This is a genomic window from Corynebacterium sp. HMSC056F09 (assembly GCF_001815785.1).
In the GTDB taxonomy this organism is placed as follows: domain Bacteria; phylum Actinomycetota; class Actinomycetes; order Mycobacteriales; family Mycobacteriaceae; genus Corynebacterium; species Corynebacterium hiratae.
Genome location: NZ_KV821905.1, coordinates 1 through 15,784, shown reverse-complemented (window position 1 = coordinate 15,784; position 15,784 = coordinate 1). Strand labels below are relative to the sequence as shown.

The 15,784-nt window shown below is 57.1% G+C and carries 15 protein-coding genes and 2 pseudogenes; 6 read left to right on the top strand and 11 right to left on the bottom strand.

Features of this window, described 5'->3' with window-relative positions; genetic code table 11:
* Nucleotides 1-277 precede the first annotated feature (277 nt).
* The 7 genes from rplI to HMPREF3056_RS03475 all read right to left on the bottom strand — a co-directional run bounded on the left by rplI (nt 278) and on the right by HMPREF3056_RS03475 (nt 6,122).
* Entirely contained in the window at nt 278-730 is a 453-nt protein-coding gene (rplI, locus tag HMPREF3056_RS03505) for a 50S ribosomal protein L9 (protein ID WP_010187895.1), read from the bottom strand.
* Between the two features lie 46 nt (nt 731-776).
* The gene (locus HMPREF3056_RS03500) at nt 777-1,370 is read right to left on the bottom strand and encodes a single-stranded DNA-binding protein (protein ID WP_046648793.1); all 594 of its coding nucleotides are present in this window, start codon (nt 1,368-1,370) and stop codon (nt 777-779) included.
* Nucleotides 1,371-1,421: 51 nt separating this feature from the next.
* Entirely contained in the window at nt 1,422-1,712 is a 291-nt protein-coding gene (gene rpsF / locus HMPREF3056_RS03495) for a 30S ribosomal protein S6 (RefSeq protein ID WP_175973876.1), read from the bottom strand.
* Between the two features lie 147 nt (nt 1,713-1,859).
* On the bottom strand, nt 1,860-2,042 hold the full coding sequence (locus tag HMPREF3056_RS03490) for a hypothetical protein (RefSeq protein WP_046648791.1): 183 nt from the start codon (nt 2,040-2,042) through the stop codon (nt 1,860-1,862).
* On the bottom strand, nt 2,039-3,394 hold the full coding sequence (locus HMPREF3056_RS03485) for a glycosyltransferase family 87 protein (RefSeq protein ID WP_070754110.1): 1,356 nt from the start codon (nt 3,392-3,394) through the stop codon (nt 2,039-2,041). Before HMPREF3056_RS03485 ends, HMPREF3056_RS03490 begins: the two co-directional genes overlap by 4 nt.
* Before the next feature lie 63 nt (nt 3,395-3,457).
* Entirely contained in the window at nt 3,458-5,686 is a 2,229-nt protein-coding gene (locus tag HMPREF3056_RS03480) for a transglycosylase domain-containing protein (RefSeq protein ID WP_070754106.1), read from the bottom strand.
* Nucleotides 5,687-5,762: 76 nt separating this feature from the next.
* On the bottom strand, nt 5,763-6,122 hold the full coding sequence (locus HMPREF3056_RS03475; RefSeq protein ID WP_070754105.1) for a DUF5318 family protein: 360 nt from the start codon (nt 6,120-6,122) through the stop codon (nt 5,763-5,765).
* A gap of 170 nt (nt 6,123-6,292) precedes the next feature.
* Here HMPREF3056_RS03475 and HMPREF3056_RS03470 point away from each other — a divergent pair, with 170 nt between their 5' ends.
* The 3 genes from HMPREF3056_RS03470 (at nt 6,293) to HMPREF3056_RS03460 (ending at nt 8,333) form a co-directional block, all read left to right on the top strand.
* Nucleotides 6,293-6,772 (top strand): MarR family winged helix-turn-helix transcriptional regulator, encoded by a 480-nt coding sequence (locus HMPREF3056_RS03470; RefSeq protein WP_046648788.1) that lies wholly within the window; start codon nt 6,293-6,295, stop codon nt 6,770-6,772.
* Nucleotides 6,773-6,855: 83 nt separating this feature from the next.
* Nucleotides 6,856-7,839 carry a universal stress protein gene (locus HMPREF3056_RS03465; RefSeq protein ID WP_046648787.1) on the top strand — a complete coding sequence of 328 codons (984 nt, stop codon included), beginning with the start codon at nt 6,856-6,858 and terminating at the stop codon, nt 7,837-7,839.
* Nucleotides 7,840-7,850: 11 nt separating this feature from the next.
* On the top strand, nt 7,851-8,333 hold the full coding sequence (locus tag HMPREF3056_RS03460; protein WP_049154484.1) for a hypothetical protein: 483 nt from the start codon (nt 7,851-7,853) through the stop codon (nt 8,331-8,333).
* A gap of 6 nt (nt 8,334-8,339) precedes the next feature.
* Here HMPREF3056_RS03460 and HMPREF3056_RS03455 read toward each other — a convergent pair whose 3' ends face one another.
* Nucleotides 8,340-9,269: an oxygen-dependent tRNA uridine(34) hydroxylase TrhO gene (locus tag HMPREF3056_RS03455; RefSeq protein ID WP_049154485.1), complete on the bottom strand. Its 930-nt coding sequence runs from the start codon at nt 9,267-9,269 to the stop codon at nt 8,340-8,342.
* Between the two features lie 166 nt (nt 9,270-9,435).
* On the opposite strand from HMPREF3056_RS03455, the pseudogene HMPREF3056_RS13930 reads away from it, so the two are divergent.
* Nucleotides 9,436-9,885: pseudogene (locus HMPREF3056_RS13930) on the top strand (helix-turn-helix domain-containing protein); the annotation flags it as partial.
* Nucleotides 9,886-9,904: 19 nt separating this feature from the next.
* Nucleotides 9,905-10,260 (top strand): annotated as a pseudogene (locus tag HMPREF3056_RS13705) (helix-turn-helix domain-containing protein); the annotation flags it as partial.
* A 109-nt stretch (nt 10,261-10,369) separates the two neighbouring features.
* Here HMPREF3056_RS13705 and HMPREF3056_RS03445 read toward each other — a convergent pair.
* The 3 genes from HMPREF3056_RS03445 to HMPREF3056_RS03435 form a co-directional block, all read right to left on the bottom strand.
* Nucleotides 10,370-11,251 (bottom strand): NAD(P)-dependent oxidoreductase, encoded by an 882-nt coding sequence (locus HMPREF3056_RS03445; RefSeq protein ID WP_083317774.1) that lies wholly within the window; start codon nt 11,249-11,251, stop codon nt 10,370-10,372.
* 151 nt (nt 11,252-11,402) lie between these two features.
* Nucleotides 11,403-12,767 carry a four-carbon acid sugar kinase family protein gene (locus tag HMPREF3056_RS03440; protein WP_118853179.1) on the bottom strand — a complete coding sequence of 455 codons (1,365 nt, stop codon included), beginning with the start codon at nt 12,765-12,767 and terminating at the stop codon, nt 11,403-11,405.
* Between the two features lie 17 nt (nt 12,768-12,784).
* The gene (locus HMPREF3056_RS03435) at nt 12,785-14,164 is read right to left on the bottom strand and encodes a GntP family permease (protein WP_070547020.1); all 1,380 of its coding nucleotides are present in this window, start codon (nt 14,162-14,164) and stop codon (nt 12,785-12,787) included.
* Nucleotides 14,165-14,590: 426 nt separating this feature from the next.
* On the opposite strand from HMPREF3056_RS03435, the gene denD reads away from it, so the two are divergent.
* Nucleotides 14,591-15,559 carry a D-erythronate dehydrogenase gene (denD, locus tag HMPREF3056_RS03430; RefSeq protein WP_070510162.1) on the top strand — a complete coding sequence of 323 codons (969 nt, stop codon included), beginning with the start codon at nt 14,591-14,593 and terminating at the stop codon, nt 15,557-15,559.
* The last annotated feature ends 225 nt before the right edge of the window (nt 15,560-15,784 follow it).

Here is a 15,784-nt window from a genome sequence, read left to right as displayed (position 1 = left end):
GAGTGAATTCACCGTTAACTGAACGCAGGTTTATCCACAGGCTGGGCGAGTTATCCACAGGCCGCGCTTGGCGACGTTTCCCTGCCTCCTGCGGTGCTAGATCCCCAAAAGGCGACCCCGCGTAAAACGGCGCAAGGCCGTGCTTCCTCTCACCACCTCACATAGTGAAAGGAGCACGGCCTTAAAGCCTTGCTGTTGTCTTAAGGTCACGTCCTGCGTACCGGCACCGCGCCTCACACGCGGGCGAACGGAGGGTGACCGTCGTGCGCCTTAATTCTTAGGCAGCGACGACCGAGAAGTTCACCTTGCCGATAACGTCAGCGTGCAGCTTCAGCTCGACTTGGTAGTTGCCGGTCTTCTTGACCAGGCCCTTGGGCAGCACAACGATGCGCTTGTCCAGCTTCGGGCCGCCAGCGGCGGCAACGGCGTTCACGATGTCCTCAGCGGACACGGAGCCGAAGAGCTTGCCGGACTCGGAGGTCTTCACGGGGACGTTAACGTCCTTGAGCTCCTCCAGCTGGGTACGGATCTCGCGTGCGTGGTCCAGGTCGCGGATTGCGCGAGCTTCCTGGGCGCGCTTGATGCCCTCGATCTGCTTCTCAGCACCGCGGGTAGCAACGATTGCCAGGCCGCGCGGAAGCAGGTAGTTACGTCCGTAGCCGTCCTTAACCTCTACAATTTCGCCGGGGGCGCCGAGGTTCTCAACGGCAGCGGTGAGGATCAGCTTCATGATCCCTGCCTTTCAATTGAGTTAAATGAATACTTGCGTGACAGTCTTAGAACGGGGGTTCTGCATCCGCACCACCAAAGCTTCCCGCTTGGGGTGCAGAATTCCACGGATCGTTACTCGGAGCCGACTGCTGCTGAGACTGCTGCGGGGCAGAGGACTGGGACTGGTTTCCAGAGAAACCGCCCTGGTTTCCGGAGAAACCACCTTGGTTGCCGCCGCCGTAGTTAGCACCACCCTGCTGCTGGCCACCGCCATAGTTGCCGCCGCCGTTGCCGGACTTGCGGTTAACCTGTGCGGATGCATAACGCAGGGACGGGCCGACCTCATCGACCTCGATTTCAAAAACAGTGCGGTTCTCGCCCTCACGGGTCTGGTAAGACCGCTGGCGCAAACGGCCAGTAACGATAACGCGCATGCCCTTGGTCAAGGTCTCCGCAACGTTTTCTGCGGCTTGGCGCCACACGTTGCAGGTGAGGAACATGGCCTCGCCGTCCTCCCACTGGGAAGTCTGCTGATTATAGCGACGCGGGGTGGAGGCAACACGGAAATTTGCCACTGCGGCACCCGCTGGGGTGAAGCGCAGTTCCGGGTCGGCCACAATGTTGCCGACAACCGTAATGTTGGTATCTCCCTGAGCCATGTCTTTACTCCTTAATATCGGTTACGTGGATTGCTCGAAACCCAGTATCCGCTATTTGCTGTCGGTGCGCAGAACCTTGGTACGCATAATGGAGTCGTTCAGGTTCAGACGGCGATCAAGCTCGAGAACCGAGTGGGATTCACACTCCAGCTCCACGACTGCGTAGATGCCCTCTTCCTTCTTGTTGATCGGGTATGCAAGACGGCGCTTGCCCCACACATCAACCTTTTCGACTTTGCCGCCATCCTTGCGGATCGTTTCGAGGAACTTGTCTAGGGACGGGGTTACGGTGCGCTCATCCTGGTTAGGATCCAGAATGATCATGACTTCGTAGTGACGCACGGACCTCATCACCTCCTATGGTCTAGTAATTGGTATCGGCCATATCACCTTTGCGGATATGGCAGGAGGGTCTGTTGCGTCAAGCAACCCTCACACAGTACCGCACTGACCGGCGGAAAAGGAAATCCCCCATCTCCTCGGCTGCCGCTAGTGGGTCGCCGCGACGAAGATCGCCGATCCCGCCGGGATCACCGTGAGAAACAGCAAAGCCAGCAAGCCCAGCACAACCGGCCAGGTGCGGTCTTGAGAGCGCTGAAACAGGTAGTAGGCGCTCAACACACAAAGGAAGCCCAGCGTGATGGAGACGATGCCCACGATGGTGATAGTCATCGTGCAAAATCCCCCGCCAACGGGTCCCTGCCGCCATGAGCGGCGCGGACCTTGTCCTCAGACTTGCCCCACATCTGGCGGATGATGAGCACACCGATGGCAATGATGAAGCCATCGCGCGTCAGCACCGCGATATCGAGCATCTCGTGCGGCAGACCCTTATTTTCCGAGCCGAGCATGTGCCAGGTGAGGATGGGCCAGAGGAGGGCGTCGGCAAGCGCCCAGCTAAAGATGAGCCGCCACCTGGGAAGGGCCAGGAGTGCCGGGACGACCAGCCACAGGGAGTACTGCGGGGACCACACCTTGTTGAAAATGAGGAAGGCCATGATGATGAGGTAGATCATTTCGGCTACTCGCGGCGCGCGCGGCGCCTTGAGACCCAGGATGGCAATCGCCCCGCAGCTCACCAGGAATGCCACGAGCGAGAAGGTGTTGAGGAATTCGGGCTCAAAGCTCACGCCCGTCACGCGGCTCAAGAGCGCATAGATCGTGGTCCATTCCGCACCGCGTTCTTGATTGAGCCGGAAGAATTCGCGCCAGGCCTCGGGGTAGGCGAGCGCCACGGGTAGGTTCACCACGAGCCACGTCACAGCGGTTGCCACGAACATCTTGAAGAAAGGCGCCCACCGCTTGTGGCGGATGGCCAACACCAGAAACGCGCCCAAGATAAACAGGGGCCACAGCTTGAATGCCGTGCCGAGCCCGATGAGAATGCCGGCGAGCCAGTTCTTGCGTTTTTTCACGGCGAGAAGGGCACCCACCATGAACGCTACCGACGGGATGTCCCAATTGGTGAAGGCGTGGATGACCACGAGCGGGCTGGCCGCCATGAGAATGGTATCCCATGCCCGGTTGCCCGTGAGCTGGAATACCATGACCACGGTGCCGACCCACACGAGGGACAAGATGAGCGTGGTCAGCCCAAAGTACCAACTGACCTCGGCCATACCAATCCACTCGACAGCCGGATACGTGGTGCGCGCCAGCCAGCCGACGACCCCCTGGAACAGGCCCGCCAGAACGGGGTATTCCATGTAGCGCGTGAGGTCTCCCTCCACCCAGGAGTAGGCATAGGGAAAGCCAGGTTGGTCCAAGCCGCGCCCACCATAGAGCGGCACGATGTCGTTGTAGCAAAAGGACGTGTACTGGCGGTTGCCATCCCAGTTCAGGCTGATGAGGCCGTCCTCGCCCCGGCGGCTGCCCGCACAGGTTGCCTTACTCAAAAACCCAAACGCCAGGAACGTCCACGCCAGTGTGATGATGACGCGCAGCGGCGTCCACCAACCAGAGTGGGCCGAGCGGGCGAAACGCCCCGTCGGCCCGCCGAGGGCATTGACGGCGCCACGGGTCATCGATTCGGATGAGAGTGGGACAAGCTGCGAAGAAGTGTGATGGCTCACCGGGGGATCAATCTCCTATTGGCCAAGCAATTGGTCGAGGCCATCTCCATTAAGAATGTCATCGAGTGAAGGTACTTCAGGGTTAGCGGGTTGCTCAGGCTGCTCAGGCTGGGCCGGCTGCTCTGGGCTACCGCCCTGACCCTCGTCGTGGTGCTCGCCGCCCTCGGCAGGTGTTTCCTCTTCACCCTCGGTGCTGTCGCTCTCCGGGCTCGCCGGCGTCTGGTCCCACGTCGTGGTCTGGCTCGGGTCATAGACATAGCCCGAACCCCAGCTGCCGACGCCATAGTTGATCGGATAGGCCTGCGGGAAGGGCTGCTGCTCCGTGTTGGCCAGAGAGGTGTCCAAGATGGACTTCCAGATCTTTGTCGGTGCATCCGAGCCGTACATGATTCCACCCCACTGATTAAAGATTGCGGAGGTGTTGTCGGCCGTGCCTACCCACACTGCTGTAGCCAGCTGCGGCGTGGAACCGACCATCCACGCATCCTTGTTCTGGCCCGTATCGCCCAGCTGCGTCGTACCAGTCTTGGAGGCAGACGGGCGTCCGCCAGCTAGCGCACCATTGGACCATGCGGCAATTGGCTGCATCGCGGAGATCACGTTGTTGGCCACGTTGGCGGAGACACGGCGTTCACCGCCGTCGGTCGGGTTCTCGTAGAGGACTTCGCCGGCAGCGTTTTCTACCTTTTCCACGAAGTGCGGCTGATGCCATATGCCTTGGTTGGTCAAGGTGGCCATTGCCGTCGCTATATCGAGCGGACGCGACTGGTACTGGCCCAGCACGATGCCCTCGTACGGCGTTCCACCATTTTCAGTGAGGGTCTTTTCAATCCCCGGAAGACTGCGCGGCACGCCCAACGCATGCGCCATATCCGCGGTGTCCTGCGTCTTGTTTTCCAAGTCATCCTGGAGGCGCAGGAAGGACGTGTTATAAGAATTCTTCATTGCCTCAGCGATGGAGCAGCTACCGCAGCCGGCACCCACGTCGTTGGTCACGAGCTGCGATCCAGGCAGCTGGTAGGGCGCCGAGGAGTAATAAGTATTGAGATCGATGCCCTGCTGGAGCGCTGCGGCCAGGGTCATAATCTTGAAGGTTGAACCTGTCTGCAGCGGGGAATTGGCATAATCCCAGCCGTTGGAATCGTCACCGCCGTAGTAGCCACGCACGGCACCCGTGGCCGGGTCAATGGTGACTGCTGCCGCGCGTGCATCTTCCTGCAGCACTCCCAGCTCTGCGTGGGCAGCATCCGTCGATGCATTCTGGACGGTCATATCAATGGTCGTCGTCACCTTCAGACCACCGGTGGCCAGCTGATCCTCAGTGATGCCCACACGGGACAGCTCATCGATGACCTGGTTCTTGATGTGGCCATAAGCGCCTGGCGCTTCGGTGTAAGCGGAATACTCAGACGGATCGCGAGTTTCCGGGAAGACCAACTGATCGCGTTCAGCCTGATCCAAGTCACCCATCTCAACGAGGCCATCCATGACGTAATTCCAGCGAGCTTGGGACCGTTCCTCATCTACCCACGGATCAAGGACGGACGGGGACTGGATAACACCCGCCAGCAGCGCGCCTTCTTCCTTAGTGAGGTCCTTGGCGTCCTTATTAAAGTACGCATTGGATGCAGCCTCGATGCCATACGCATTGCGGCCGAAGTAGACCGTGTTGAGGTAGGCGTTGAGGATGTCCTCCTTGGACCATTCGTTGGTCATCTTCACCGAGTAGATGAGCTCACGAATCTTGCGGACGTAGGAGTACTCGTCACCAACGAGAGTATTCTTCACATACTGCTGAGTAATCGTCGAGCCACCACCGGCGGAAGCATCACCGGTGAGCTTGCCCAAGACGGCACGGCCCAGACCTGTAAAGGAAAAGCCCGAGTTGGTCCAGAACTCGCGGTCCTCGGCCGCGAGGACAGAATCCTCAACGTAATCCGGGATCTCATCCAGGGTCACCTGGCGGCGGTTGCCCTCCGGTGGAACTAGTTTGGCCAGCTGGGTTTCGCCGTCGCCGGCGACAATCGTGGAAATCTGGCTCGGCTGCAGCTCCTTGGGCTCGGGGACGTCGTATTGCGTATACGCGTACCCAAAGAGCAAGGCGGGGATGCCGACAATTACGAATAAGACAGCGAGCACGATCCACGGCCAGCGGCGTGTGCGGCCGGACGAACGCCTACTCCTGTGCGAGGCGCTCTTCTTGCGATTACCTGACTTTCGCCCGGAGGTTTCCTTCTCGGTCACTAATCCGTGTCCTCATCAATCCTGTACAGAAACTGTAAATACATGCAGCTTACCGGCGTGAACTGGGAAGCCAAAACTACCTTCGAGCATAGACCGTGGCCGCTCGAAGCAGATGATTCCAGCGGCATGCCGGGCACACTTCCACGAAATGCACTGTAAACTCCAGCCCCTCGGCCGCCATTTCTGCAATTTCCGCCGCGCTGCGCGCGCTTCCCGCACGGCGCTTTAAAAAGTCGCCATAAACCCAGCGGGTCAGTCGCAGCTCTTCTCCGCACACCGGGCAAGGCTTCTGCATGTCAACGCCATGATGCTCCGCCGCCGCGCGGAGGAGAAAACCAGCATCACACAATTCTTCGCGCGTCACTTTTCCCGCGCGAAGCTCACGCAGATGCTGTGCGCGCTCCCATTCATAGGAGACTTCGTTGCGGTAGGCCACTTCTGGCCTTGTCTTTGCAGACTCTGCCTTGGACGGAGAATTCACGCCGGACAGTGTAGTGCGGGCAGCGTCAACAATCTAGGCTCCCCTTGGGCACTTCGCGACGCAAAACCTAATTTTTTAGTCAGCTAACTACCGCCGCGAGTGGATTGTAGCTACACTTATTTTCCATGAGTGAAGAAACTATCGAATCCCCGATCCCCTACGAGGACGCCCTGGATGTTGCCCGCCAGATCCAGCCCGCGCTCAATAAGCTCATGCTCATCTTCCAGCGCACAACGGAGGGCACGTCCCTAACCACCTCGCAGGTCTCGATCATGAATCAGCTGCGCCTGCGTGGGCCCTCTCGCGTCAGCACCATTGCCCAAGCAGAGCTAATCCGGATGCCCACCGCGTCCAATGCACTGTACCAATTGGAGCGCCAAGGCTTCGTGGAACGGCACCGCGACGAAAAGGACCGCCGCGGCGTTCTCGTCGCCCTCACCCAGCTCGGCGAATCCGAGCTGACCATCGTCTCCCGCCAGCGTGCGGCAGCTTTGGCCGAGATCCTGCGCTGGCTTGAACCGGAGGACATCAAGGACGCCAATTCTTTGGTCAACCTGATTTCCAAACTCGCGGATGTGTACCGCCCCACCATGGACGGAAAATAGACCAAAAAGCGCCGGTAGAACGGATTTTATTTTAAAGCGTGAAGGGTCGATAATGAAGGAAACGACCCCGATCCTTTTGATGAATGGCTAAGAAATCTTCACACCCTGCGGAAGGACAGTCCTCCTCGGAGGACCGTATTCCCCCGCTTCGCGTACTCGTCTCGTGGAGTCCTAGCTCCACGGGCACCGAGGCCATCGAGTTTGCCGCATGGCTTGCGCGTTCCACGCCCGTTCAGATCCGGGTAGTATCCACGATTTCGCAACCCCTCACCGTGACGTCGCTCAGCAAGCTCAGCGGCTCCTATAAGCAGTGGTTCAAGAAGGAGCGCGCAACCTGCGAACGCGCCGTTAAGCAGGCCTTGGACGCAGCCGGGGTGGACAAGGCCCAGCTCGATAAGAACGTCTCCGTTCTCATCGCGGGACCGTCCCGCCCGCAGCTGCTGGAGCAAGCGGCTACGGATTTCAACGCTCACGTCATCCTCCTAGGGGCCAACCAGTCCGCGCCGAAGGGCCGTTTCTTCTCCGGTTCTACCGCCGATGCGCTGCTGCACTACTCGCCGCTTCCCGTGGGTCTCACCCCGCGCGGTATCAAGCTGTCCAAGCACGGAGTGACGCGCATCAATTTCGCCTTCACCGAACTTGGCCGCGCTGACGATCCCGCCCTCCGGCACGCAGCTTGCATTGCGCAGCGCGGCGGCATCCCCTTGCGTATCCTGGCGTTTTCCGCCAAGGGGCTGGTCGACGTCCCCCTCGAATACTCCCCCACTTTTCCCTCCGACGCCCCCAATTGGCGCGAGCACTCGCTCTCGCTGTTGGACCGCGCCCACGATTTCATCGCAGAGGCCTTCCCGGAGATTTCCGTCACGACGGACATCGGCAGCGGCCACGGCTGGTCCGGCGCGGTGGATTCGCTCAAGTGGAAGAAGGGCGACCTGCTCTGCTTGGGCTCCTCCCCCATGGGACCGATCGAGCGCGTCTTCATCGGCAGCACCGCCACCGAACTACTCCCCCACGTGGGCGTGCCAGTCCTGGTCTGCCCGAGCACCTATGACCCCGAAGCCCGTTAGACTTGCACAGCATGGCAGCAGAGCACCCCGAAAATGATCTCACGTCCGACGCGGACTATACCAACCTGCCTCGCCCCGAGCCCCGCAGCTTTGATGAGCTTGCCGACGAGCCCGATCCCCTCGCCGTCGCCGAGGCCAACCGCCGCTCCTCGCGCCAGGCGCTGTGGTTTATGGTGGCTATCCTTGTGAGCTCGGCGCTGTACGCGCTCCTCCTCGCTGGATTCTTCAGGTTTTTCGGAACCACGACCGACTGCCTCCGCGTGGAGTTCGCCGCTTGGCTGTGCACAAGGACCCAGCGCACGGTGTTCGCCACGACGACGCTGATCATCCCCTTCATCGGCATGATCGGCTGCGCCGTCATCATGGTGCGCAAACTCAAGGCCTACGTGCGCTGGCGCGGTTGGATGGCGATTTTCTGGGTCATGGCCGGCAACTTCATGATCTGGTGCATCAACGACATCCAGATCCTGCTCACCCCGGTGCTTGAAAACTAGCGAAAGCTAGGCCTGCGCCTGGGCCGCAGCCACCTCGGCGCAATCTGGACGCCCACAGTGCTGGGTTTCCACGTGCTGGATACAGTCATCGCAAATGAGCACCTGCTTGCGGCACGTGTCCTCATTAATGCAATTGTGGAAGGTATTCGTCCCCTTCCCACAGTGCACGCAGTGGCCAAGCTGAATAAAGCCTGGATCCTCTAGGCCCTGACCAAACTCGTGGTGCATGCGCTTGTCAAAGACGTACATCGAGCCTTCCCACAGGCCATCGTTGCCGTACTTTTCTCCGTAGCGGACGATGCCGCCGTCAATCTGATAGACCTCGTTAAAACCGCGGTTCTTCATCAGCGCGGAGAGGATTTCGCAGCGAATACCACCCGTGCAATAGGAGACCACGGGCTTGTCCTTCATCCAGTCATATTTTCCGGACTCGAGTTCGGCGATGAAGTCGTGAGTCGTGCGCACATCCGGCACCACGGCATTCTTGAATTTGCCGATTTCCGCCTCCATGGCGTTGCGCCCGTCGAAGAAGACAACTTCCTCGCCACGCTCCTCCACCAGCTTGTTGACCTCTTCGGGCTTGAGGTGAACACCACCGCCGATGACGCCGTTCTCATCCACCTTGAGCTCGCCCGGCGCGCCGAAGGCCACAATTTCATCGCGCACCTTGACCGACAGGCGCGGGAAGTCTTCCGCTCCGCCCTCGGACCACTTGAACTCCATCTTCTTGAAACCCGGGTACTCGCGGGTCTCGCGCACGTAGCGCTTACACGCATCCATGTCCCCGCCCACGGTGCCGTTGATGCCGTGCTCCGAAATGAGGATACGGCCCTTGAGCCCGAGCTTCTCGCACAGGGAGCGCTGCCACAGCATGATCGCGGTGGGGTCCTCGATAGGAGTAAAGCAGTAGTAGAGGAGAATCTTGCCAATAGTCACGCCCGCAAGTCTAGGCCCGCTGCGAGGTAAAACCCCAATCTTTTGGGCACAGCGCTGCAACCGCTCTTAACCCAAAGCCCCAGACCTCGATCCCGAAACCTCCTGGTGGGTGGTGGGGCGTCGCCAAGCGCTTGCCGACGCCCACCTGCGTGCTGTCAAGGGGTGAATGCGCCACTTCGACCGGGAGGTAGTTGTGACGCGTTGGACTCCGAAGGATGTTAAGGAAGCCGCTATTGAGCGCGTGGTGGCAGGTGAGGCAGTTAGTCTCGTCGCGCGTGATGTGGGTGTGGGTCCCGATACGGTTTACGGTTGGTTGAGGGTAAGAGGTGTCGAGCCTCCTGGCAGGCGTGCGAGTCGTCTGCGTGATCCGTTTGTCCGTGAGGCTGTTGGGTTGGTGCGTGCAGGTATGTCGATCAATCAAGCAGCACAGACTGTTGGAATATCGACTGGCTTGCTTCACAGCAGGTTAAAGAAAGCTGGTGTAATCGAAGTGCGGCCTAGACGCGCCCACTTGTCACCTGATGAACGTGCCCAGGCCGTGGAGCGAGTGCTTGCTGGTGAGAACTGTCAGACAGTGGCTGATGCTATCGGTGTGCATCCTTCTACCGTGTATGAGTGGATAAGGAAGCAGCGGTATGCGAAGTCACGCCGGCAGCGACATCGCCGAACGCCTGATGAGGCGGTGGTGTCTATACCAGATACAGGCAAGAAGCTGGGTAAAGATTCTGGTATGCCAGCACCGATGAAAACTCAAGCCGTCGATGGATTTCCTAGTGGCGTATTCGACAAACACGCCTTAGTAGGGCGTGGTCGCAGGCTTACTGTTGAAGACCGTGTTGCTATTGAAGCGGGATGTCGTGTCGGTGATTCGGCACGAGCCATCGCGCAGAAAATCAATAGGCACCACAGTGTCGTCGCCCGTGAAATCACCCGTAATGGTTGGAAGATCGTCGATGAGGACGGCGCAGAGCAGCTGCGGTATAACGCCCACGGCGGAATCAAGCGCTATGCGCCGCTCACCTGCAGGTTGCGGGTTTTAGGTCTGGGGAAATGCGGTGTGCGCTGGAGGCGTCGAAGTCGGTCGCCTAAGTCAATACTCATCAATGCTCGCCGCGTAGCAGTTTGAAGACGATTGAATCGTCCTTACGCCCCACTCCCTCGCGATGTCCTCTGATATAAAGTTGCTCCGCCGTAACTGCAAGTGGTACTTCTTGGTGTACTTCTCGTGCAGCTTCCCCGACTAGTCCCATATCCTTCACAAAGATATCGAGTGCACTACGCACCTCATCAAAGGCCTCATCAACCATCCTCTGCCCGCGATCACCAAACATAAAGCTAGCTGCAGCTCCTGTTCCAAGCACCTTGTGCACCCGGGAGACTTCCAGCCCCATCGAATCCGCTAGAGCTAGTGCTTCGCCAGCAGCTGCGATATGGACGCCGCACAACAGCTGATTTACGATCTTGAAACGCTGGCCGTCGCCAGGACGTTCGCCGACTACGGGGGCGTTTGACGCCATTGCATCCAGAAGTGGCTGAACGACGGCCACAGCGGAACTGTCGCCAGACACCATCATGAGTAGATCCCCTGTTTTTGCTCGTGCGACGCCGCCAGACACTGGTGCGTCAACGACATGTACGCCTGTACCCGCAAGGCCATCAACAGCTTGTTCAATGGCCTTCGGGCCGACGGTCGCCATAATGAGAATTACTGAACCTTGAGAAAGGTGAGGGGAAATTCCTTCTTCTCCGAATAGGACGGATTGCAACTGGTCTCCAGTTGCCACCATAATCGCGGTGACGTCGGCACCAGAAACAGCCTCACGAGCGTTAGAGGCAGCGCTCACTTGAGGTGCTACTGATTCGAGTGAAGAGGGCTGGACGTCAAATGCCGTGACGCTCATTCCAGCTGATGCGGTTGCGAGGGCCATTGGCCCTCCCATGGCGCCGAGCCCGATCCAGGCAACTTTTGGAGTGGTGCGCACTTAAAACTCCCTTGAGTGTAAAAATAAATTGGTAGGTACTGTGAAATTTTCCAGCTAATCTACTCTCGGTGTATGTAGTCATCGGGTAGATTCGCAGTTTTTGATATGCGGATTAAGGTTGGCCCTATTCTTTAGTGAGAAAAGGATAAGCCTAAGCATCTGTCGTGGCAGCTCGTAGCCTTTCAACGACCTCTGCCAAAGCCTCCTTACCGCCTACATTTCCCGGGAAAACTACGTACGGTACTCCGATCACGTCTTCAGGAGCTTCGGTAGCAGTAAACAAGCTAATCTGCCCCTCATAAAACTGACCTTGGACCTTGGCACGCTGAATCCCGAGGCCCGAAGCCGCTACCTCGTGGGATGTAATACCTCCCTTGGCGACGACCCAGGCTGGACGTGCTTCCCTTGCTGCTTGCACCACTGCAACGACTGCATCAGAGACTTGTCGTGCGATCGCGAGAGATTCAGCCTTTGACTCTGTCCTAATCAGTTCTCGACTCGTGTACAGGACGCAATCGGAACTCGCTAGCGCTTCTCTCACACGCATTGAAACCTCATCGATATGCTGCTCACGGGATCCTGAATCGAGCAGCTTAGGAACCTGCAGCTCAAACTCATGGAGATTGCTTCGCTGCTGAAGTACTGCAAGCTGTTGGCTCGTGAGCCCTACGTGTGAGCCAACGACGACGAGCCCATGAGCTGTGCGTGATGGATCAATTTCTAAGGAATCAGAAGTAATCAGTTGAGCGTTTCGCTGCCCAGCTAGGGAGCGAACGAAGGAAGGGCCGCAACGAGTCACAAACACTTTGCCCTGTTCTTCGAGTTCTGCCACTGCTTCTGACACGATATCCATGTCGGAATATTCGGTGGCATTAACTATTATCCAGCGTCGATTCTTCGCCTCGACGAGCTTTGCCTTGACCGTTTCTACGCCACCGTCGCGGATATCGGTGAGACTTATTGAGACACACTCCTCCGCGCGGACTATCCCACCAGACCTCTCTTCAAGAAAGTCCGCAAGGTTCGAGTGGGAATACCCAAATGTTGCGTCGTTCGCAAAGTCAGTGTCCTCCACCTGTTGCGCTTTTCCGTCCACTATGGCGAAGTGAACATCATTTTTAGTGAATCGGCCTGCTTCAATCATCGCCGGGCAGAACAAAAAGCCATCTACTTCGATGTTGTGCTCCGCAAGCGCATCAGCAATTGCATTTGGCTCTGCGATTACGTGGCCGCGAAGCGTTGAATCCGAGCGAGAAACAACATGTAGGCCGCGGCAGTCTTCCAAGCGTTCGACTACGGACCCAACCATTTTGCGGTTGATTTCTACGGCAGCGTCTTCATCGAGGGCGCGCGAATTCGTGAGGACAAAACACGCTGAACCTCGGTTCTGTAGCACCTCGGCCGGAATAGATGGATCAGTATCGAGGGCCACTTCGACGTTCGAAACGCACTGTGAGCCAGTAGGGTCGTCGTCAAGCACCAGAAGACGCCTCGATGGTGCCTCAAAAAGATTCATTTTTTCATGCCTTTCCATTACGCCATTGCTCCTAGTACTAGCCACAAGATTCCAACTACAACGAATCCAACTATTGACATGATCGTTGTCGTCACTGTGTAAGACTTCAACGCTGATGCGGTATCTACTTGGAAGTAGCGGCTCCACACCCAGAACAAAGAATCATTTACATGGCTAAATGCCATCGAGCCGATGCCGACAGTCACAGTCACCAGTGCTACTTGCAATCCATTAAGCTCCAGGGAGGCAATCATTGGTGCCACTAATGGGGCAGTTGTAAGTGCCGCAACGGTTGCGGACCCTTGGGCTGCGCGAATAAAAGCTGCAAGCAACCATGCCAGCACGAGCACTGGTAGCCCCGTGGACACCAGCAAATCAGCTACAGCATCGGCAACACCGGTTTCAGTCAAGACTTTGCCGAAGGTCCCCCCTGCGCCAGTGATCAAGATGACTGCGGCCGTAGCAGGAAGTGCCGAGGCTACAACGTCCTCTACCTGTTCCTTGCCCCAGCCACGTGCAAAACCTAAGACCCCAGTCGCGAATATGACGCCAATGAAAAGAGCGATGGGAGAGTCACCAACGAAGCCCAGGAAATCCCGTACTGCGGTACCTTCATCAAGCATGAGTGTAGATACGGTGCCACCCATAATGAGCACAAGAGGGAGGAGAATCGTGGCAAGAACGAGCCCCACTGACGGTGCCCCTCCATCATCAACTTCGACGTCTTGGTTTGCGGTAGTTCCGGCGGCTTGACTACCAACAGCTGGCACCGGAGAAAAAACCTTCTTGACTATGAAACCTGAGAACACTTGGCCTACCAGCCACATAACGACGGCAGGAATCAGACCAAGTAAAAGAACCATGCCTACATCAGCTTGCATCAGCTCTGAGGCGCCAACGATTCCAGGGTGCGGTGGGAGAACTACATGCACTGTTAGCAAAGCAGCAACTACAGGCAAGGCGTAGGCAAGCATATTTGTTTTTCCACCCATTCGACGGGCCACGGCAAGTGTGATTGGAACGAGCACGATTGTCGCTACATCAACAAAGACCGGAATACCAAAAATAAATGAGGCAGCGCCTAGTGCCCATGGTGCGCGCTTCTCGCCGAAGTTTTTCTCAAGAGAACGAGCTAGTACTTCAGCGCCACCTGAGACTTCCACTATTCGACCGAGCATTGCACCAAGCGTGACAATGAGAGCGACACCTCCGAGTGTTCCTCCCATACCATCTTTGAGTAGAGGTACAACTTCCGAAAGCGGTACGCGCGCTGCAAGTGCCAAAGCGATCGACACAAGTAGCATCGCGATAAATGGATGGGTCTTTGCTCTAATGATCAAAAAGAGAATGAGAGCTACCGCAGCAATGCCGAGCAGCACGAGCGTTGTTGGGGACATTAGAAATCCTCCTCGGTTCCAGAAACTTGGTGAAAGGCAATAAGCCCGCAAGGGTGCCGCCCATTCAGTCCTTGACAAGAATAAAAGACTCAATGTGAGGTGTCTTACGGTAGGATGTTAAAAGTATCTCACATCACTTGCATTGAGGGGAGTCTACCTATGATTGATGCGCGTGCGCTAAATATAAATTCTGCTTTGTTTTTCGAACGCTTATTGCTATAGAAAAGCCTCATCACTTCCGCAGTGCATTGGTTCACGAAAGTGGTTTATGACTTTCTTATTCCTCCCTATCGGAAGGAATTCACCCCATTTTCTATGCCATGGTCTTCAGAACCTTTTCTTGGCTGTTAGTGACTGGCGAAGCCCATCCTCAATACGAGAGGGGCGGGGCGCTGGCGGCCACTACATTCTTCATAAGGAGCAAGTATGAACATCGTTATCACTGGAGGTGCGGGTTTTCTCGGGACCCTGCTTATTCAGCATTTTCTTTCCGAGGCAGACCACGGCAAGCTTGATTTGAACGAGATTGTTTCATTTGACCTTGCTGCTGCCCGGGTGTCAGATCCGCGCGTGCGCTCCGTGGTTGGAGAGATCACCGATCGAGAGACTGTCCTACAAGCAATCACTGGAGAAACTGATGCAGTTATCCATTTAGCAGCCGTGCTTTCGGGTGGTTCGGAGGCGGATTTTGATTCGGCATTGAGTGTCAACATAGATGGCACTCGTTGTCTTCTCGAGGCCGTGCGTCATACTCGTAGCGCTAAGGGGGCTCATCCTGCACGGTTCGTCTTCACGAGCTCTCTTGCCGTGTTTGGGGGCAGTCTTCCGCAAGTAATGCCTGAATACTGGGCCACTCAGCCTGACTCTACCTATGGGGCAACCAAGTCCATTGGAGAGCTGCTTGTCAATGAGTATGGACGAAAAGGCTTCGTAGATGCTCGCATTTGCCGACTCCCTACGATCTCGGTGCGACCTGGTAAACCGAATTCTGCCGCGAGCTCATTTGCTAGCGGGATCATTCGTGAGCCTCTTAACGGTGTGCCGTCGGAGGTCCCCGTGCCGCACGATACGAGAATGTGGCTTGCATCGCCGCAAGTAGCAGTTCGTAATCTTGGAAGGGCACTCTTAGTTGAAGGCTCAAAACTCGGCTCGTGGAGAGTTATGAATCTTCCAGGAATTTGTGTCACGGTTGGCGAAATGCTGGATTCGCTTGAGCGTGTGGCTGGCTCTGAAACGAGAAAGCTTGTTAGTGACAAGCCTGATGAGAGTATTGCTGCGATAGTTACAAGCTGGCCGGGAAATTTCGATGTGTCAAGAGTGGAAGCCTTAGGTTTTGAACGTGATCGTGATTTCGATTCAATGGTGCAGCAATACCAGGATGACTTCTTGAGCTAGTTAGCCCGGGGTATTGGTGGCTTCGTTCTTCGATTGCGAACGACTGATTGAGTTTCGTCTTTTTCTGCGTGCCTCTTTCCCGGGACTTCAGTGGTTGACTAGGCGACCTGGTAGAAACCCTGGCTGGAATACGGGATGGGAGCATGATCCCTCCCCTGCACTTTGTCCACTCGCGTGGGTTGGCCCAGGCCAAACCGGCTCTTCCGGTTTTGGGGTGCGTAGCGG